We start from the raw sequence: 19,151 nt of genomic DNA on the forward strand, positions 1-19,151 counted from the left end.
CGGACAGGCTAACGACCCGCGGCGTGGAAACGCCGGAAGCCCGGCACCCCCTGGGGGATGCCGGGCTTCCGGTCAGTGCGACTCGCTCGATCAGTTGGTCGAGCTGAGCTTCTCGCGGAGCGCCGCCAGCGAAGCGTCGTCGGCGAGGGGGCTCGCGCCACCGGTCTCGCTCGAGAACGACGACGAAGAGGAAGCGGACGACGACGACGCGCCGGCCGGGAGGTCGAAGCCACCCTTTTCCTCGTCGGCGATGGTCTTCGCGACCTGCGCCTTGTGGGCTTCCCAACGACCCTGGGCGGCCGCGTACTGGCCCTCCCACTCGGTGCGCTGGGTGTCGTAGCCCTCGAGCCACTCGTTCGTCTCCGGGTCGAAGCCGTCCGGGTACTTGTAGTCACCCTTGTCGTCGTACTCGGTCGGCATGCCGTAGAGCGCCGGGTCGAACTCGGTGCCCTCGGGGTCCACGCCCTCGTTCGCCTGCTTGAGGCTGAGCGAGATGCGGCGACGGTCGAGGTCGATGTCGATGATCTTGACGAAGACCTCGTCGTTGACCGAGACGACCTGCTCGGCGAGCTCGACGTGCTTGTTCGAGAGCTCCGAGATGTGCACCAGGCCCTCGATGCCGTCGGCAACGCGGACGAAGGCACCGAACGGGACGAGCTTCGTGACCTTGCCCGGTGCGATCTGGCCGATCGCGTGGGTGCGGGCGAAGACCTGCCACGGGTCCTCCTGCGTCGCCTTGAGCGAGAGCGACACGCGCTCGCGGTCCAGGTCGACCTCGAGGATCTCGACGGTGACTTCCTGACCGACCTCGACGACCTCGCTGGCGTGCTCGATGTGCTTCCAGCTGAGTTCGGAGACGTGGACGAGACCGTCGACGCCACCGAGGTCCACGAACGCACCGAAGTTGACGATCGAGGAGACGATGCCCTTGCGGACCTGGCCCTTGTGCAGGTTGTTGAGGAACGTGGTCCGGGACTCGGACTGCGTCTGCTCGAGGAGCGCACGGCGCGACAGGACCACGTTGTTGCGGTTCTTGTCGAGCTCGAGGATCTTCGCCTCGATCTCCTGGCCGAGGTACGGCGTGAGGTCGCGGACGCGACGGAGCTCGATGAGCGACGCGGGGAGGAAGCCACGGAGACCGATGTCGACGATCAGGCCGCCCTTGACGACCTCGATGACCGTGCCGGTCACGACGCCGTCGGACTCCTTGATCTTCTCGACGTCGCCCCATGCGCGCTCGTACTGCGCACGCTTCTTCGACAGGATGAGGCGGCCTTCCTTGTCCTCCTTCTGGAGAACCAGGGCCTCGACCTCGTCGCCGACCTTGACGACCTCGTTGGGGTCGACGTCGTGCTTGATCGAGAGCTCGCGCGAGGGGATGACGCCCTCGGTCTTGTAACCGACGTCGAGGAGGACCTCGTCGCGGTCGATCTTCACGACGGTGCCGGAGATGAGATCACCGTCGTTGAAGAACTTCAGGGTCTTCTCGACCTCGGCCAGGAAGTCATCAGCCGAACCGATGTCGTTGATGGCGACCTGCTTAGGAGCCTTGGTCGTAGTGGTTGTCATGTAGAGATTGCTCCGAACGGACATGAGTCGGGCCGTGGCGTGCGGGGAGTCGAGACCCCCGTGGTGCTCCGCCGTGGCGATTGATTGAGTGGCGCGGATTGCGCCGCACAAGTCTAACCGCACCGGCCGAGCCCCCACAACCGGGCGTGTCGGCGGCGCGTCAGCGGAGCAGGGCGCTGCGCAGGGTGTCGAGACCGATGCTGCCGAGCGCGAGCGCACGACGGTGGAACGCCTTCAGGTCGAAGTCGGCGCCTTCGCGGGCGGCGACCTCGTCGCGGATCGACTCCCACACGCGCTGGCCCACCTTGTAGGACGGCGCCTGGCCGGGCCACCCGAAGTACCGCGCGACCTCGAACTGCACGAACGCGTCGTCCATGTTCACGTTCTCGCGCATGAAGTCGAGGGCGTACTCCCACGTCCAGCCGCCGCCGTCCGGGTTGGTCTTCTGCAGGTGCACACCGATGTCGAGCACCACGCGGGCGGCACGCATGCGCTGCCCGTCGAGCATGCCGAGCCGGTCGCCGTCGTCGTCGAGGAACCCGAGCTGCTCCATCAGGCGCTCAGCGTAGAGCGCCCAGCCCTCCACGTGGCCCGACGAGCCGGACAGCTGGCGGCGCCACGTGTTGAGCTCGCCGCGGTTGTAGACGCCCTGGCTGATCTGCAGGTGGTGACCGGGGACGCCCTCGTGGTACACCGTCGTCTTCTCACGCCAGGTGCCGAACTCGGTGACGCCCTCGGGCACCGACCACCACATCCGGCCGGCGCGCGAGAAGTCGTCCGACGGACCGCTGTAGTAGATCCCGCCCTCCTGCGTGGGGGCGATCCGGCACTCGAGGCGGCGGATCGGTTCCGGGATGTCGAAGTAGGTGCCGGCCATCGCCGCGATCGAAGCGTCGCTCGTCTCCTGCATCCACCGCTGCAGGGCGTCCGTGCCGTGCAGGATCCGGGAGGGATCGGTGTCCAGCACCTCGATCGCCCGGGCCACGCTCGCGCCCGACTCGATCCGGTCCGCGATGCGCTCCTGTTCGTCGCGCATGCGGGCGAGTTCCTCGAGGCCCCACGCGTACGTCTCGTCGAGGTCGACGACGGCGCCGAGGAACCGGCGGGAGTGCAGCTCGTACGCCTCGCGCCCGACGGCGTCGACCGGGGTGGCGAGCGGCAGCAGTTCGTGCTCGAGGAACTGCCCGAGGCTCCGGTACGCGGCCGACGCGACCTCGGCGCCGCGGGTCAGCTCGGCGCGGAGCGAGTCCGGCACGGCAGAGCCGTCGTCGAACGCCGCGCCCTCGGCCAGGCGGCGGAAGAAGCCGTCCTCCGCGCCGTTGCGGGCGGCCTGCTCCGCGACCAGGGCGACCTGCCGCTTCGCCGGCGTGACGTCCTCGCGTGTGCCCTCGAGCAGGGTCTCGCGGATGCCCTCGAGCGCGTCCGGCAGCGCGTGCAGCCGGCTGGCGACGTCCTGCCAGTCCGCCTCCGTCGCCGTCGGCATCAGGTCGATGATCTCGCGGACGGACTGCGCCGGGCTCGCGATCACGTTGAGGTCGCGCAGGTGGAGCTTTCGCTCGTACGACTCCTGCACGAGGTCGAGTTCGGCGCCGAGGTCGGCCTTCGTGACCTCGTCGACCGGGTCGACCGCCGCAGCGGCGTCGAGGGCGCGCTTCGTCGACCGCGCCGCGTCGGCCAGGGCGGCTGCTCCGGCGGGCGAGGTGTCGCCGTACTCCCCCGTCCGACCCGGCACGCCGATGTAGGTCGCCGTCGTCGGGTCGAGGTCGACGAGGGTGGCGACCCATCCCTCGGCCACGTGGTCGACGGCGGTCTGCTGACGGACGGGACGCGCTTCGCTCATGCTCCGACCCTATCCACCAGCGCCCTCCGGCACGCGGTCAGTGCGCCGCGCTCTCCCAGTTCGCGCCGACACCGACCGAGACGTCGAGCGGCACGGTGAGCTCGGCGGCGTTGCCCATCCGGGTGCGCAGGATCTCCTCGACGCGCTCCTGCTCGCCGGGCGCGACCTCGAGGATGAGCTCGTCGTGCACCTGGAGCAGCAGGTGCGACTCGAGGCCGCCGTCGCGCAGGTCCTCGTCGACGCCGAGCATCGCGATCTTCATGATGTCGGCAGCCGAGCCCTGGATCGGCGCGTTCAGCGCGGCGCGCTCGGCGTTCTCGCGCAGGACGCGGTTCGGGCTCTTCAGGTCCGGGAACGGGCGGCGACGGCCGAAGATCGTCTCGGTGTAGCCGTCCTCGCGCGCCTGCTCGACGACGTTGCGCAGGTAGTCGCGCACCGCGCCGAACCGAGCGAAGTACTCGGTCATGAGCGTCCGGGCCTCGGACTGCTCGATCCGCAGCTGCTTCGACAACCCGAACGCGCTCAGCCCGTAGGCCAGGCCGTACGACATCGCCTTGACCTTGGTGCGCATCTCGGCGGACACCTCGGCCGGCTCGACGCCGAACACCCGGGCGCCGACGAACCGGTGCAGGTCCTCACCCTCGTTGAACGCCTGGATGAGCCCCGGGTCGCCCGACAGGTGCGCCATGATGCGCATCTCGATCTGCGAGTAGTCGGCCGTGATGAGCGTCGTGTACGGCTCCGCGACGGCGAACGCCGACCGGACCCGGCGCCCCACGGCGGTCTTCACCGGGATGTTCTGCAGGTTCGGGTCGGTCGACGAGATGCGGCCGGTGCTGCTGCCCGTCTGCTCGTACCGGGTGTGGATGCGCCCGTCGACGATCGCCGCGTCGAGCGTGTCGACGATCTGGCGGAGCTTGGTGGCGTCGCGGTGCTGCAGCAGCAGCCCGAGGAACGGGTGCGGGTGCTGCTCCTGCAGGTCCGCCAGGCTGGTGGCGTCGGTCGAGAACCCGGTCTTCGTCTTGCGGGTCTTCGGCATCGCGAGCTCGGTGAACAGGACTTCCTGCAGCTGCTTCGGGGAGCCGAGGTTCACCTCGTGTCCGATCTCGGCGAACGCCTGCTGCGCCAGTTCGGCGGCACGCTCCCCCAGTTCCTTCGACAGCCCCGTGAGCACCGGACGGTCGATCCCGACGCCGATGGTCTCCATGCTCGCGAGCACCGACACTAGCGGGAGCTCGATGTCGTCGAGGACCGTGAGCGACGACTCGTCGAGCCGGGCACGGAGCGCCGTGGTGACCCGCAGGACGAACCACGCGTGCACCCCGACGTTCACCGGGTCGGTCTCCGGCACGAGCTGGTTCGGGTCGGCGGTGGGGAGCTCTTCGCCGAGCTCCTGGTAGACGAGGTCGGCCAGCGGCTGCCCCTGCTTGCCGGGTTGGGCGAGCCACCCCGTGATGCGGGCGTCACCGGCGACGCCGTTCACCACGAAGCCGGCGGTCGCGAGCGCCTTGATCGCCGCCTTGGCGTCGTGGAAGTGCTTCGGGGCGTCGGAGGCGAACCACGCCGACAGCTGCTCGTAGTCCTTCGCGCCGCTGCCGCCCGGGACCTGGACGGCGTCGTCGTGGGTCGCGATGCCGATGGTGCTGAGCCGGCCGTCGATGACCTCGACGGCGACGCCGTAGCCGTTCGCCGCCTCGGACGCGTTGCGCCGCTCGAGCCAGTAGCCGAGCTCCTCGTCGATCAGGGTCTTGACCGACGGCGGGGTCGCGGCCCCGTCCGTCACCCCGCCCTCGGCCGGCTGCTCGGACGGCTCGCCCGAGCCGGCGACCTTGAAGACGCGGTCGAGCAGCGTGCGGAACTGCAGCTTGGCGAACAGCTCACGCACGGCGGCCTCGTCGAGGGGCCGGAGCGCGACGTCGGCCGGGCCCACCGGCAGTTCGACGTCCGTGACCAGACGGTTCAGCCGGCGGTTCCGGACGGCCCGGTCCTGCTGCTCGCGCAGGTTGTTGCCGACCACGCCCTTGATCTCGTCGGCGTGCTCGAGGACGCCATCGAGCGAGCCGTACTGGGTGACCCACTTGACCGCGGTCTTCTCGCCGACCTTGTCGATGCCGATCAGGTTGTCGCTGGTCTCGCCCACGAGGGCCGCGATGTCGGGGTACTGGTGCGGCTCGATGCCGTAGCGCTCGTACACCTTGTCGCGGTCGTACCGGGTCAGTTCGGACACGCCGCGGACCGACGGGTAGAGCAGCGTGACGTCGTCGTTGACGAGCTGGATCGCGTCGCGGTCGCCGGAGACCACGTAGACCTGGTACCCCTGCGCGGCACCCTGGGACGACAGGGTCGCGAGGATGTCGTCGGCCTCGTAGTCCTCCTTCGTCACCGTGGTGATGCCCATCGCCTCGAGCGCCTGCTGCAGCAGCGGGATCTGGCCCTTGAACTCGGCCGGGGTCTCGGAGCGGGTGCCCTTGTACGCCTCGTACTCACGGGTGCGGAACGAGAACCGGGAGATGTCGAACGCGACCGCCAGGTGGGTCGGCTTCTCGCGCTGCAGGAGCATGAGCAGCATCGAGATGAAGCCGTGGATGGCGTTCGTGTGCTGCCCGTCGCGGTTCACGAAACTGTCGACCGGCAGTGCGTAGAAGGCCCGGAAGGCGAGCGAGTGGCCGTCGATGACCATGAGGGTAGGCTTTGCGGAGTCCGACACCCGGACAGCCTACCGACGCCATCCGACACGGGAGTTCGAGCGCGTGACCGACGAAGCCACCATCACCGGGAACGTCGACGAGCGCCTCGCGGCCCGCGGGATGGGTGAGCTCGCCGACAAGATGGGCATGGTCATCACCGAGATGTCGGCCGACCGTGCCGTCGGCAGCATCCCGGTCGAGGGCAACCGCCAACCGGTCGGCCTGCTGCACGGGGGCGCCTACGTCGTCCTCGCCGAGAGCCTCGGTTCGATGGCCGCGAACGTGCACGCCGGCGCGGGCCGCTACGCCGTCGGCATCGAGCTGAACGCCTCGCACACCCGCAGCGCCACGTCCGGCACCGTCACCGGCGTCTGCACCGCGATCCACCTCGGCAGCACGCTCACCACGCACGAGATCGTCATCACGGACGACCAGGGGCGGCGCTGCTCCACCGTCCGCATCACCAACCTCATCCGCGAGGCACGCTGAACCGTCGTCAGTCCTCGGGCGGACGCTGCAGCAACAGGCGCGCATCGCCGAAGCCGAGGCGCCGGTAGAGCCGCTCGCCGTCGACGCTCGAGTGCACCGAGGTCCGCTCCACACCGAGGTCGTCGGCGATGTCGAGCAGTGCCGTGACGAGTCGTCCGGCGACGCCGAGCCCGCGCAGGTCGGGGTGCACGTAGACGGTCTGCACGTCGGCGGTCAGGCGTCGCCCCGGCCGGTCCGGGGTCGGCGGCCGGGCGACGAGTCCGAGCCACGCCATCCCGAGCACCGAGCCGTCGCGCTCCGCGACCACGCACCGGTGCGTGTCCGGGTGCTCCAGGGCGAAGGCCGCCATCGCCGCACGGTAGTCGTCCGGCGTCGCAGCCGGCTCGGCGCCACCCTCGCCGACGCTCCACCGCCACCGCAGGTCGGCCACCACCGGCATGTCGTCAGGCCGGGAGGCCCGGATCACCACGTCGTCCACGGGTCCAGCCTGCCAGGTGGTCGCCTCCACCGCCCCACCCTTCGTCCTCACGAGCACATGCGTCCGCACACTTCGACAGAACACGCGTCGATCAACCGGAGTCGTGTCGGAACATGCACACGCAGACGATGCGCCCGCACACTCCGACGGAACACGCGTCGATCGACCGGTGTCGTGTCGGAACATGCACACGCACCGAGTGCCCCAGGCGCCAGGGAACGCAGCAGCGCCGCCGGACCGTGGTCCGGCGGCGCTGGTGTGAGCGACGGGTGGTGCTACTTCTTGGCGCTGAGCTGCTCGATGATCGCCTTGGCGACGTCGTGCATGGTCAGGCGGCGGTCCATCGAGGCCTTCTGGATCCAGCGGAACGCCTCGGGCTCGGTGAGGCCCATCTTCTCGTTGAGCAGGCCCTTGGCACGGTCGACGAGCTTGCGCGTCTCGAAGCGCTCGACCAGGTCGGCGACCTCGGCCTCGAGCGTGATGATCTGCTGGTGCCGCGAGAGGGCGATCTCGATCGCGGGGAGCAGGTCGTTCGGGGTGAACGGCTTGACCACGTAGGCCAGCGCACCGGCCTCGGTGGCACGCTCGACGAGGTCCTTCTGGCTGAACGCCGTGAGGAGGACCACCGGAGCGATGTGGTTCTTGGACAGCTTCTCGGCTGCGGAGATGCCGTCGAGCTGGGGCATCTTGACGTCCATCACGACGAGGTCGGGGCGGAGGTCGGTGGCGAGCTGCACGGCAGTCTCGCCGTCGCCGGCCTCACCGACCACGTCGAACCCGTTGTCGCGCAGGATCTCGACGATGTCGAGGCGGATGAGCGACTCGTCCTCGGCGACGACGACGCGACGGGGTGCTGTTGCAGTTGCTTCTGTGTCACTCACAGCGGCAAGCCTACTAGACGCCGGATGTTGCGTTGTACGAGTGGCGGGACACGGGGCCGGAACAGCCCCGCGCGCCGTGAGCATGCGTTGTACGAGTGGCGGGACTTGAACCCGCACGCCGTGAGGCAGAGCATTTTGAGTGCCCCGTGTCTGCCGATTCCACCACACTCGCGAGGCCTCCAGGCTAGCAGGACCCCCGCCCCTCGACCGCCGCCGGCAGCCGCAGCTCGAACACCGCACCGCCGAGCAGGCCGACCTCGTGGCCTCCGCCGTCCTCGGCGTGCTGCAGGGACCCGCCGTGCGCCTCCGCGATGCCCCGTGCGATCGGCAGTCCCAGTCCGGCCCCGCCGGAACGGGCGTCGCGAGCGGCCTCGAGCCGGACGAGTCGGTCGAAGACCCGCACGCGGTCCTGCACCGGGATGCCCGGACCGTCGTCCTCCACCCGGACCACGGGGCCCGCTCCCCGGTCGTCGAGCGAGACGACGATCCTGCCCGCGGGTCCGGCAGCGCGGGCGGCGTTGTCGACGAGGTTGGCGACGACCTGGGCGAGCCGCTCGGCGTCGACGTCGGCGCACACGGGCCGCTCGGGCACCACGACCTCGAGCGCGACGGACGGCAGCCGCAACCGCAGCCGGTCGCCCTCCGCCACGAGGACGGCGCCGAGGTCCACCGGTCGTCGGTCGAGTTCGATCCCCCGGTCGAGCCGGGCCATCGTGAGCATGTCCTCGACGAGCCGCGCGGCGCGGTCTGCCTGGCGGACGACGTGCACGGCGAGCACCTCGCGCGTGGCGACGTCGCCGACGCCGCGCACGAGCGTGTCGGCCGCCGCACGGACCCCGGCGACCGGCGTGCGCAGCTCGTGCGCGGCGTCGGAGAGGAACGAGCGGACCCGTCCCTCAGCGGCGACGGCCTCGCGCTCCGCGCCCTCGACGGCGTCGAGCATCTCGTCCATGGCGACGGCGACGCGACCGATCTCGGTGTCCTGCCGCGAGGGTCGGAGTCGCCGGCCGCGGTCGCCGCCCGCGATCGACCGCGCGGTCGTCGCCATCTCGTCGAGCGGCCGCAGGGACCGACGGACGACGAGCACCACACCGAGGACGGCGACCCCGAGGAACGCCGCGGAGGCACCGCCCATCACCCAGCCGAGCTGCACCAGGGTGTCCTGCACGTCGCGGGTGCCGACGGTCAGCGTGATGCGGGTGCCGTCGTCGAGCCGGCTCACGAGGGTGAGCACCCCGTCGCCCTCGCGCACGGTCGACGACGAGATCGTGGCGCCGTCCGCGGTGGTCGTCGGCGTCGCCGCGGCCGTGGGCGCGGTCCCACCGACGAGTCCGCTGCCGCGCGGTACGGTCGCCGGCAGGCCGCCTGGATCCGGCGGGCCCGTCCGCAGCTGGTCCGGCGTCGGACCGGCGTCGACGGCCCCGCCGTCCGGCCCGACGATGCGCACCGACAGCCCCTGCGCGGAGAGCCGGTCGGCGAGGTCCTCGGCGTCGACGGTCCCGACGAGTGCGGCGGCGGCCGATGCCCGGTCGCGGAGCCGGTCCTCGGCCTGGGCGCGCAGCCGGATGCCGAGCAGCACCTCGACGGCGACCGCCAGTCCGGCGAGCAGGACCGCGAGCAGGACCACGATCGCGACGACCGTGCGCAGCCGCAACGAGGTCGTCCGGAGCGGGCCGCTGTCGCCCGTCACGCCGCCGTCCGCTCGTCGCTCAGCCGGTACCCGATGCCGCGGACGGTGTGCACGAGCCGCGGCCCGTGCGCCTCCATCTTCCGTCGGAGGGCGCTGAGGTGGACCTCGACGACGTTCGCCGCGACGTCGTCGTAGCCCCACACCTGCGTCGTGATCTGCCCCTTCGACACGGTACGACCCCGGCTCTCGGCGAGGAACCGGAGCAGGCGGAACTCCGTCGCGGTGAGGTCGAGCAGGACCCCGGCACGCCGGGCGGTGGCGGCGTCCGGGTCGAGGACGAGGTCGCCGACCTCGACGACCGACGGGATCCGCCCCCGCCGCCGGAGCACCGCCGTCACCCGCGCCACCAACTCGGCCATCGCGAACGGCTTCACCACGTAGTCGTCGGCGCCCTCGGCGAAGCCGCGCAACCGCTCGTCGAGCTCGTCCCGCGCGGTCATCATCACGACGGCGGCGTCCGAGGTGGAGCGCACCCGTCCGGCGAGCACGATGCCGCTCGGCCCGGGCAGCATCCAGTCCAGCAGGACGAGGTCGGGTGCGGCGCGGCGGAGGTCCTCGACGAGGTCGCGTCCGTCGGACACCTCGGCGACGGTGAAGCCCTCGGCACGCAGGGTCGTCGCGACGGACGTCCGGATGGAGTCGTCGTCGTCGACGACCAGGATTCGAGCGGGAACAGGCACGGCGGACACCGTAGGGCGCTCCGGCAGCCACCGAGCATGGAGGACGCTGGAGAACCCCTGTGCTTCAGGCATGCTTCAGATTCGGACTCGAGCGTCGTCTCCAGCGGCGGATCACCCGGATCTGCCCGGTCACGGAACGGAACCACCATGTTCGACGAACGAGACGACTCGACCACCACCACCCCGCGACGCGGCGCACTCCTGCGACGGGTCGGGATCGGCACGGCCGCGGCCGCGGTGCTGGTGCTCGGCGGGTTCGGCATCGCCACGGCGAACGCCGCGACGACCACCCCGGCGCCGAGCGCCCCGACCGGCGCGTCGACCGGCGCGGCCACACCGGCCCCGGTTCCGTCGGACGGCGACACCGCGACGGTGCCCGCACCGCCCGAGGGCGGCCCCGCGACGGCGCCCGGCTGCACGGCACCGCCGAAGGCCGGCGAGCACGCGACGGTGCCGGCGCCGCCGAAGGGCGACGAGCGGAAGGCACCGACCCCGCCGAAGGACGGTGCGAAGGGCACGGCACCGACCCCGCCGAAGGACGGTGCGAAGGGCACGGCACCCACCCCGCCGGCGCCCGACGCGACCACCACGCCGGCGCCGACCTCCGGTTCCTGATCACCAGGCCGGGAGGCGCGCGCCGTCGGCGATCTCGACCGCGCGGGGCGCGCCTCCAGGCCGGGTCGTCCCGACCGACTCAGGGACCCTCGAGCGCCTCGATCGCCGCCACGAGACCAGCCCGCCGCGGCGACCGCCGCGGCAGGACCGCGAGCAGCGCGCGGAGCACGCGGCCGTCCGCTGCGCCGTCGGGCGTCCGTGCCCACGCGAGCAGCGCCTCGACACTGCCGTCCGCGACGACCGACTCGCGGAACCGACCGCGCACCAGGTCGCGCACGGCGTCCACCCCCGGCGCAGCCGACCCCGGCAGGACCGGCCCGGTGTACCGGTCGACGGCCTGGAGGCGCGCCCCGCGGTCGAGCGCGGACAGCACGGTGTCGACGTCGGTCGCCATCCCCGTCACCCGGTACGGACGCGACGTCACGGTCACGCCCGATGCGTGCTCCGCGAGGACCCGACGGAGCCGCACCACCTCGGCGCGCAGCGTCACGACGGCACCGGCGTCGCCGTACACCGCCTGCGCGAGGTCGGCTGCCGCCAACCCGTCGGGGTGGGCGGCGAGGACGACCAGGAGCTCGGAGTGCCGCGCGGACAGCTGCACCCGGCGGTCGCGGATGCGCAGGACGGCGGTGTCGGTGCCGAGGACCGTCAGTTCCGCGCCGGGCGCGGCCGGCGTCGACACGGCGGGTCCGGGGATCCGGCTCTCGGCGAGGGCGAGCCGTGCCTCGGCGGCGGCGACCGTGGCGGCGAGGAGCGAGAGGGTGTGCCGTTCGACCGCCCGGTCGTCGCCCGTCAGGTCGAGCACACCGACGATGGACCCGTGGGCGTCGTGCACGGGGACGGCGGTGCACGACCACGGCTTCACGGCGTTGGCGTAGTGCTCGTCGGAGCGGATCTGCACCGGCCGGTCGAGACGCAGGGCGGTGCCGGGTGCGCTCGTGCCGACGCGGTCCTCGGCCCAGTCGGCCCCGGGGACGAAGCCCATGTCCTCTGCCGCTCGTCGGGCCGTCCGCGCGCCGTCGACCCACACGAGCCGGCCGGAGGCGTCACCGACCGCCAGGACGCACCCGGCGGAGCGGGTGTCGTCGAGCAGGAGGTGCCGGACGACGGGCAGCAGGGTGGCCAGCGGGCCGTCACGGCGGGCGGCGTCGAGCTCGTCGTCGCCGAGGGCGAGTGCGGGGACCGCGTCCGGGTCGACCGCCGCGGACCGACGCCAGGACGCGGCGACGAGTGGCCGGAGCCGGTCGGGTGCGCGCATGCGTCCTCCGATCGACCCCACTCGCCGCACCGTCGCGACGAGTACGGCCAGCCTACGTCCGGTGTGCGACCGGGACCAGGCCGAGATCCGCCAGCTCGGCGTCGTCGAACATCCGCGACCGGGTCAGGAACCGTTTGCCCTCGGGGCTCTCCACCGAGAACCCGCCGCCGCGCCCGTCGACGACGTCGATGGTGAGGTGCGTGTACTTCCAGTACTCGAACTGCGACACCGACATGTAGACCTCGACGGGGTCGATGCCGTCCACCTGGAGCGCCCCCAACAACACGTCGCCGGAACCGGTCCGGAACATGCCGACCGGCTAGCACATCGGGCTCGATCCGTCGCAGCAGCCGCCCGACTGGTGGAACATCAGGGGGCCGTGCCGGGCGGCGAGGGTGCGCAGCAGCTCCCCCGCCGCCGGCGTGACCGCCACGCGTGCGGTGTCGGGCATCAGAAGAAGCCCATCGGACCGTCCGCGTAGGACACGAGCAGGTTCTTCGTCTGCTGGTAGTGGTCGAGCATCATCTTGTGGTTCTCCCGCCCGATGCCGGACTGCTTGTACCCGCCGAAGGCCGCACCCGCGGGGTACTGGTGGTACGTGTTCGACCACACCCGTCCGGCCTGGATGTCCCGACCGGCGCGGTACAGGGTCGTGGCCTCGCGACTCCACACGCCGGCGCCGAGTCCGTACAGGGTGTCGTTGGCCGTGGCGATCGCGTCGTCGTAGCCGCTGAAGGACGTCAGCGCGAGGACCGGACCGAAGATCTCCTCCTGGAAGATCCGCATCGAGTTGACGCCCTCGAACACCGTCGGCGTGACGTAGTACCCGCCGGACAGCTCGCCACCGAGGTCCGCGCGTTCCCCGCCGGTGAGCAGCTTCGCGCCCTCCTGCTTGCCGATGTCGATGTAGCTCAGGATCTTCTCGAGCTGGTCGTTCGACGCCTGCGCGCCGATCATCGTGGAGAGGTCGAGCGGGTGCCCCTGCTTCACGGCGCGCACCCGGTCGAGGCCGTCGGCGACGAACCCGTCGTAGATCTCCTTCGCCACGAGCGCCCGGGACGGACACGTGCAGACCTCGCCCTGGTTGAGGTTGAAGAAGGTGAACCCCTCGAGCGCCTTGTCGTAGAACGAGTCCTTGTCGTCGGCGACGTCGGGGAAGAACACGTTCGGGCTCTTGCCGCCGAGCTCGAGCGTCACCGGGATGAGGCTCTGCGAGGCGTACTGCATGATCAAGCGACCGGTGGTGGTCTCGCCGGTGAACGCGATCTTCCGGATGTCCGGGTGCTGGGCGAGCGGCGCACCGACCTCGATGCCGAACCCGTTGACGACGTTGAGGACGCCGGCGGGCAGCAGGTCGCGGATGAGCTCGACGAGCACGTGGATCGAGGCCGGGGTCTGCTCGGCGGGCTTCAGCACGACGCAGTTGCCCGCGGCCAGGGCCGGCGCGAGCTTCCACACGGCCATCAGGATCGGGAAGTTCCACGGGATGATCTGTCCGACGACGCCGAGGGGTTCGTGGAAGTGGTACGCCACGGTGTCGTGGTCGATCTCGCCGGCCGAGCCCTCCTGCGCGCGGATCGCCCCGGCGAAGTAGCGGAAGTGGTCGATCGCGAGCGGGATGTCGGCACCGAGGGTCTCGCGGATCGGCTTGCCGTTCTCCCACGTCTCGGCGACGGCGAGCATCTCGAGGTGCTCCTCCATCCGGTCGGCGATCTTGTTGAGGACGACCGCGCGCTCGGCGGCGCTCGTCCTCCCCCAGCTCGGGAACGCCTTCCAGCCCGCTGCCACCGCACGGTCCACGTCGGTGGAGTCCCCGCGGGCGACCTCGGTGAAGACCTTGCCGGTGACGGGGGTCGGGTTCTCGAAGTACTGCCCACTCGCCGAGGGGACGTACTCGCCGCCGATGAAGTGGTCGTACCGCGACCGGTACTGGACGAGGGAACCCGGTTCACCGGGTGCCGCGTAGGTGGTGGGCGATGGTGCGATGGTCATGGTGATGGCCTTTCGACGACGCTGTCGGGGCACGTTCGGATCGCGTGCCTGCTCGCACGGTACGTCGGCGGGGGTTGCATCCGGTTGCACCGGCTCGCCGACGGCCGGGTAGCGTTCGGGACTCCAGCGGGTCCGATCAGGAGGAGTGTCCGTGGATTCTCGTGCCGTCCGCACGTTCCGGGTGTTCGTCGTCGTCACCGCGGTCGTCGCGATCGCCCTGGGGATCGTCGCCATCGCGTGGCCGCGGCCGTCGCTCGTCGTCGTCGCACTGCTGTTCGGCGTCTACCTCGTCGTCGCCGGCGCCCTGCGGGTCGTGGCGTCGGTGCGGGGGCACGGGACGCCGACGGTCTGGCGGTGGACGTCCGGCGTGGTGGGTGCGCTCGTCGCGGTCGCCGGTCTGGTGGCGCTGCTCGATCCGGCGATCCCCCTGGTCGTCTACGCCGTGCTCGCCGGGGTCGGCTTCGTCGTCGAGGGCATCGTCTCGATCGTCGGGGGCTTCGTCGGCCACCCGGGTTCGTCCCGCGTGCCGACCCTGGTGAGCGGAGTGCTCTCGATCCTCGGCGGTGTGGTCGTGCTCGTCTCGCCGGGCCTCGCGCTCACCGTGTTCATGGTCTTCGCGGGCATCGCCCTCATCGTCGTCGGCGCCGCGGCCCTGCTGCTGCTGCCACCACGCGCCGCCCTCCGCCGCTAGGCCGCACCCGTCCCGAACAGCAGTCCGAGCGCGTAGGTCACCACCGCGGCACCGAACCCGATCGCGAGCTGCCGGAACGCCCGCTTGCCCGGCGGCGCCCCGCTGAGGACCCCGACGACCGCTCCGGTACCGAGCAGCGCGAGCCCGACGAGCGTGCCGGCCACCGCGATCGCCGCCCACCCCTGCATGCCGAACAGGAACGGCAACACCGGGATGATCGCGCCCGAGGCGAAGAACAGGAAGCTCGACACCGCGGCGCTCAAGCCGTTCCCGACCGCCTCGTGGTCGTCGGCGACGGGCACCGGGCCGGTCGCCGGACGACGCTCGCCGAAGCCGGACAGCATGTGGGCGGCGTGCTCGGTCGCCTCGGCCTCGGACATGCCGCGGGCCCGGTACACCAGGGCCAGCTCGTTCGCGTCGACGTCGAGGTCCGCCACGGCACGTCCCGCCTCGGGGTGCGGTGCGGACGCCTCGAGCAGTTCACGCTGCGACCGGACCGAGACGTACTCCCCCGCGCCCATCGAGAGGGCGCCGGCGAGCAGGCCGGCGATGCCGCTCAGCAGGACGAAGTGCCGGTCCGCGCCCGAGGCGCTGATGCCGATGATGAGCGCCAGGTTCGACACGAGTCCGTCGTTGGCGCCGAAGACCGCCGCGCGGAACGTGCCGGACAGCCGCATGCGGCCGCGGTTCGCCAGCCCGCGGACGACCTCGCCGTGGATGCGCTCGTCGGCCGCCATGCTCGCGGTCGCATCGTCGTCGTCGGCGTACGGCGAGCGGTCCTCGGCGCGCTGCATCAACGCGAGGACGAAGACCGATCCGAACCGCTTGGCCAGCGTCGCGAGGACGCGGGTGCGCAGGCTGCCGCGCTGCGGACGCCCGACGTCGTCGCCGAGCAGGTCGAGCCAGTGCTGCTCGTGCCGTCCCTCGGCCTCGGCCAGCGCCGCGAGGATCTCGCGTTCCTCGCCGGACCGCCGCGCGGCGAGGTTGCGGTAGACCGCCGCCTCCGCACGCTCGTCGGCCAGGTAGCGGCGCCAGCGGCGGACGTCGGCGCGCGGCGCCGTGGATGCGGACGGGAGGCTCACAGCAGCCATCCTGCCGCCTCCGGCCGACAGGCGGTCACCACCACGGCCCGGGGGAACGCGGCAGGGCGCGGACCGGAGGCGACGCGTGTTCGTGCGCCGGGCCTCCCGTCCGCGCCCTGTCGGCGTCGGGATCCTGCGGATCAGTCCCGCACGTAGGCCGGAGCGGCCTCGGCGTGGGCGTCGCCCACCCGGTGCACGCGCAGGTCGTTCGTCGAGCCCTCGATCCCGGGAGGGGAACCGGCCGTCACGATGACGCGGTCGCCGGGGGCGGCCAGGCCGTTCTCGAGCAGGACGTCGTCCACCTGCGAGAAGAGCTCGTCGGTGTGGGTCTTGCGCTCGACGAGGAACGACCGGACACCCCACGTGAGCGCCATGCGGCGACGTGTGGCCTCGTTCGGCGTGAAGGCGATGATCGGCAGGGCGTGGCGCAGACGCGACATGCGTCGCGCGGAGTCGCCGGACTCGGTGAACACGCAGAGGTACGAGGCCTCGGTGAACTCCGCGATCTCGACCGCGGCGAGCGTGATCGCACCGCCGAGGGTGCGCGGCTTGGTGCCGAGCGGCGCGATGCGCTCGAGGCCGTGGTCCTCGGTCGACTCGACGATGCGGGCCATCGTGCGGACCGTCTGCACCGGGTACTCACCGACGCTCGTCTCACCCGAGAGCATGACGGCGTCCGCGCCGTCGAGCACGGCGTTCGCGACGTCGGAGGTCTCCGCGCGCGTCGGGATCGGCGACGAGATCATCGACTCGAGCATCTGCGTCGCGACGATGACCGGCTTCGCCATGCGGCGGGACAGCTCCACGGCGCGCTTCTGCACGATCGGGACGGCCTCGAGCGGCAGCTCGACGCCGAGGTCACCGCGGGCGACCATGATGCTGTCGAAGGCGTCGATGATCTCCTCGAGCGCGTCGACGGCCTGCGGCTTCTCGACCTTGGCGATGACGGGCAGGCGCTTGCCCTCCTCGTCCATGATCTCGTGGGCACGGTCGACGTCGGCGGCGTTGCGCACGAACGACAGCGCGATGAGGTCGGCGCCCTGACGGATCGCCCACCGGAGGTCGGCCTCGTCCTTCTCGCTCAGTGCGGGGACGTTGACGGCGACGCCGGGCAGGTTGATGCCCTTGTTGTTCGACACCGTGCCGCCGACGACGACCTCGGTGCGGACGCGGACGCCGTCGGTGTCGAGCACGCGCAGGCGGACGCGACCGTCGTCGATGAGCAGCGGGTCGCCGGGCTTGACGTCCTGGGGCAGGCCCTTGAACGTCGTGCCGCAGATCTCCTTGGAGCCGGGGACGTCCTCGGTCGTGATGGTGAACACGTCGCCGACCGCGAGGTCGTGCGGGCCGTCGGCGAACTTGGCAAGACGGATCTTCGGACCCTGCAGGTCGACGAGGATCGCGACGGGCTTGCCGAGTTCCTCGGCCGCGCGACGGACGTTCACGTAGTTGGCCTCGTGGACGCTGTAGTCACCGTGGCTGAGGTTGAGTCGGGCGACGTCGACGCCCGCTTCGATGATCTCCTTGACGGTCTCGTAGTCCGACGTTGCCGGTCCGAGCGTCGAAACGATCTTTGCGCGTCTCAATGGATTCCTTCGTGGTGGTGGATGGTGCTTGGGTTTCCGCGCTGTGGGGCCGCGCGGAACGAAGCGAGGCCACCAGCACCTTATCGAGTGCGGGTGGCCCCTCGGTCACGAGATCGAGATCGCGCGGTCCGTCGCCTTCACCGGCGCGGGCAGGATCGTCGAGCCCTCGAGGTACTCGTCCACCTTCGCCGCCGCGGCTCGCCCCTCGGCGATCGCCCAGACGATCAGGGACTGCCCGCGACCGGCGTCGCCGGCGACGAACACGCCCGCCTCGTTCGTCGTGTAGTCGGCACGGCGGTCGAGCGCACCGGACACCGTGGTCGGCAGCCCGAGCTGCGGCTCGATCGTGTCCGCCTCGGGGCCGGTGAAGCCCATCGCGACGAGGACGAGGTCTGCGGGGATCTCGCGCTCGGAGCCGGCCTTCGGCACGCGACGGCCGTCGAGGTACTCGGTCTCGGCGACACGGAGGGCACGGACCTCGCCGGCCTCGTTCGCCAGGAACTCGACGGTCGAGGCGAGGAAGTGCCGCTCGCCGCCCTCTTCGTGGGCGCTCGTGACCTCGAACACGGTCGGGAACATCGGCCACGGCTGCTCGGACGGACGCTCCAGCGGCGGCTGCTTGCCGATCGCCAGGTTCGTCACGCTCAGCGCTCCCTGTCGGTGTGCGGTACCGATGCAGTCCGCCCCGGTGTCACCGCCGCCGATGACGACGACGTGCTTGCCCTCGGCGGTCAGCTGGTTGTCGACCCGGGTGCCGGCGTTCGCCTTGTTCTGCTGGACGAGGTAGTCCATCGCGAAGTGCACGCCCTCGAGGTCGCGCCCCGGGATGGGCAGGTCACGCGGCACCGTGGCGCCGGTGGCGACCACGACCGCGTCGTAGCGCGACTTCAGGTCGTCCCAGGTGATGTCGCGGCCGATCTCGACGCCCGCACGGAAGCGGGTGCCCTCGGCCTGCATCTGGGAGAGGCGCGCGTCGATCTGGCGCTTCTCCATCTTGAAGTCGGGGATCCCGTAGCGGAGCAGCCCGCCGATGCGGTCGTCGCGCTCGTAGACGGCGACGGTGTGCCCGGCGCGCGTGAGCTGCTGCGCGGCGGCGAGCCCGGCGGGGCCGGACCCCACGACGGCGACGGTCTTGCCCGTCAGACGCTCCGGCGGGTGGGGGGTGACCCAACCGTTCTGGAACGCGTCGTCGATGATCGAGACCTCGACCTGCTTGATCGTCACCGGCGGCTGGTTGATGCCGAGCACGCACGAGGACTCGCACGGGGCGGGGCACAGCCGGCCCGTGAACTCCGGGAAGTTGTTCGTCGCGTGCAGCCGCTCGATGGCCTGCCGGCCCTCACCGCGCCAGGTGAGGTCGTTCCACTCCGGGATCAGGTTGCCGAGCGGGCAGCCCTGGTGGCAGAACGGCACGCCACAGTCCATGCAGCGGCCGGCCTGGCGCTTGAGGGCGCCGGACTCCTGCTGCTCGTAGACCTCTTTCCAGTCCATGAGCCGGACGGGCACGGGTCGCCGTGCCGGGAGCTCGCGTTCCTGGACCTTGAGGAATCCCTTGGGGTCAGCCACCGGTCACCTCCGAGGTCGTGTTGGGCGCTGCCTGTTCCGGACGTGCG

General features: G+C 71.3%; 15 protein-coding genes, 1 tRNA gene and 1 pseudogene. 3 read left to right on the forward strand and 14 right to left on the reverse strand.

The genetic code is table 11. The features are described from left to right. Positions 1 to 90 precede the first annotated feature (90 nt). The 3 genes from rpsA to polA all read right to left on the reverse strand — a co-directional run bounded on the left by rpsA (position 91) and on the right by polA (position 6,116). Entirely contained in the window at positions 91 to 1,569 is a 1,479-nt protein-coding gene (gene rpsA, locus KZI27_RS11760; RefSeq protein WP_123312516.1) for a 30S ribosomal protein S1, read from the reverse strand. Positions 1,570 to 1,729: 160 nt separating this feature from the next. After that, complete coding sequence (locus KZI27_RS11765) at positions 1,730 to 3,409, reverse strand: DUF885 domain-containing protein (protein ID WP_222657788.1); 1,680 nt, start codon at positions 3,407 to 3,409, stop codon at positions 1,730 to 1,732. Positions 3,410 to 3,446: 37 nt separating this feature from the next. After that, entirely contained in the window at positions 3,447 to 6,116 is a 2,670-nt protein-coding gene (gene polA, locus KZI27_RS11770; RefSeq protein ID WP_222657789.1) for a DNA polymerase I, read from the reverse strand. A gap of 100 nt (positions 6,117 to 6,216) precedes the next feature. Here polA and KZI27_RS11775 point away from each other — a divergent pair, with 100 nt between their 5' ends. Next, positions 6,217 to 6,585 carry a PaaI family thioesterase gene (locus KZI27_RS11775; protein WP_261784233.1) on the forward strand — a complete coding sequence of 123 codons (369 nt, stop codon included), beginning with the start codon at positions 6,217 to 6,219 and terminating at the stop codon, positions 6,583 to 6,585. Between the two features lie 7 nt (positions 6,586 to 6,592). Here KZI27_RS11775 and KZI27_RS11780 read toward each other — a convergent pair whose 3' ends face one another. The 5 genes from KZI27_RS11780 to KZI27_RS11800 all read right to left on the reverse strand — a co-directional run bounded on the left by KZI27_RS11780 (position 6,593) and on the right by KZI27_RS11800 (position 10,314). Then, positions 6,593 to 7,093 (reverse strand): GNAT family N-acetyltransferase, encoded by a 501-nt coding sequence (locus KZI27_RS11780; protein ID WP_222657790.1) that lies wholly within the window; start codon positions 7,091 to 7,093, stop codon positions 6,593 to 6,595. Positions 7,094 to 7,338: 245 nt separating this feature from the next. Beyond that, positions 7,339 to 7,944 carry an ANTAR domain-containing response regulator gene (locus KZI27_RS11785; RefSeq protein WP_022905562.1) on the reverse strand — a complete coding sequence of 202 codons (606 nt, stop codon included), beginning with the start codon at positions 7,942 to 7,944 and terminating at the stop codon, positions 7,339 to 7,341. Between the two features lie 90 nt (positions 7,945 to 8,034). Then, a tRNA-Leu gene (locus tag KZI27_RS11790) sits at positions 8,035 to 8,116 on the reverse strand. A gap of 12 nt (positions 8,117 to 8,128) precedes the next feature. After that, positions 8,129 to 9,634 (reverse strand): sensor histidine kinase, encoded by a 1,506-nt coding sequence (locus tag KZI27_RS11795; protein WP_222657791.1) that lies wholly within the window; start codon positions 9,632 to 9,634, stop codon positions 8,129 to 8,131. Further along, entirely contained in the window at positions 9,631 to 10,314 is a 684-nt protein-coding gene (locus tag KZI27_RS11800; protein WP_261783877.1) for a response regulator, read from the reverse strand. Before KZI27_RS11800 ends, KZI27_RS11795 begins: the two co-directional genes overlap by 4 nt. A 147-nt stretch (positions 10,315 to 10,461) precedes the next feature. Between KZI27_RS11800 and KZI27_RS11805 the strand changes: the two genes are divergently transcribed. After that, the gene (locus KZI27_RS11805) at positions 10,462 to 10,929 is read left to right on the forward strand and encodes a hypothetical protein (RefSeq protein ID WP_222657792.1); all 468 of its coding nucleotides are present in this window, start codon (positions 10,462 to 10,464) and stop codon (positions 10,927 to 10,929) included. A 79-nt stretch (positions 10,930 to 11,008) separates the two neighbouring features. Here KZI27_RS11805 and KZI27_RS11810 read toward each other — a convergent pair whose 3' ends face one another. The 3 genes and pseudogenes from KZI27_RS11810 to KZI27_RS11820 all read right to left on the reverse strand — a co-directional run bounded on the left by KZI27_RS11810 (position 11,009) and on the right by KZI27_RS11820 (position 14,179). Beyond that, positions 11,009 to 12,187: a GAF domain-containing protein gene (locus KZI27_RS11810; RefSeq protein ID WP_222657793.1), complete on the reverse strand. Its 1,179-nt coding sequence runs from the start codon at positions 12,185 to 12,187 to the stop codon at positions 11,009 to 11,011. A 52-nt stretch (positions 12,188 to 12,239) separates the two neighbouring features. Beyond that, positions 12,240 to 12,638, reverse strand: a pseudogene (locus tag KZI27_RS11815) (DUF779 domain-containing protein). Further along, positions 12,638 to 14,179 (reverse strand): aldehyde dehydrogenase family protein, encoded by a 1,542-nt coding sequence (locus KZI27_RS11820; RefSeq protein WP_222657794.1) that lies wholly within the window; start codon positions 14,177 to 14,179, stop codon positions 12,638 to 12,640. Before KZI27_RS11820 ends, KZI27_RS11815 begins: the two are co-directional and overlap by 1 nt. A gap of 151 nt (positions 14,180 to 14,330) precedes the next feature. Between KZI27_RS11820 and KZI27_RS11825 the strand changes: the two genes are divergently transcribed. Then, positions 14,331 to 14,870, forward strand: coding sequence for an HdeD family acid-resistance protein (locus KZI27_RS11825; protein WP_222657795.1), 540 nt, complete (start codon positions 14,331 to 14,333; stop codon positions 14,868 to 14,870). Here KZI27_RS11825 and KZI27_RS11830 read toward each other — a convergent pair. The 3 genes from KZI27_RS11830 to KZI27_RS11840 all read right to left on the reverse strand — a co-directional run bounded on the left by KZI27_RS11830 (position 14,867) and on the right by KZI27_RS11840 (position 19,104). Beyond that, on the reverse strand, positions 14,867 to 15,961 hold the full coding sequence (locus tag KZI27_RS11830) for a VIT1/CCC1 transporter family protein (protein ID WP_222657796.1): 1,095 nt from the start codon (positions 15,959 to 15,961) through the stop codon (positions 14,867 to 14,869). The genes KZI27_RS11825 and KZI27_RS11830 overlap by 4 nt on opposite strands. Positions 15,962 to 16,092: 131 nt before the next feature. Then, positions 16,093 to 17,538, reverse strand: a complete 1,446-nt coding sequence (gene pyk, locus KZI27_RS11835; RefSeq protein WP_222657797.1) for a pyruvate kinase — start codon at positions 17,536 to 17,538, stop codon at positions 16,093 to 16,095. A 105-nt stretch (positions 17,539 to 17,643) separates the two neighbouring features. Further along, complete coding sequence (locus KZI27_RS11840) at positions 17,644 to 19,104, reverse strand: glutamate synthase subunit beta (RefSeq protein WP_123312479.1); 1,461 nt, start codon at positions 19,102 to 19,104, stop codon at positions 17,644 to 17,646. Positions 19,105 to 19,151: the final 47 nt, after the last annotated feature.

This window comes from Curtobacterium sp. TC1 (genome assembly GCF_019844075.1).
In the GTDB taxonomy this organism is placed as follows: domain Bacteria; phylum Actinomycetota; class Actinomycetes; order Actinomycetales; family Microbacteriaceae; genus Curtobacterium.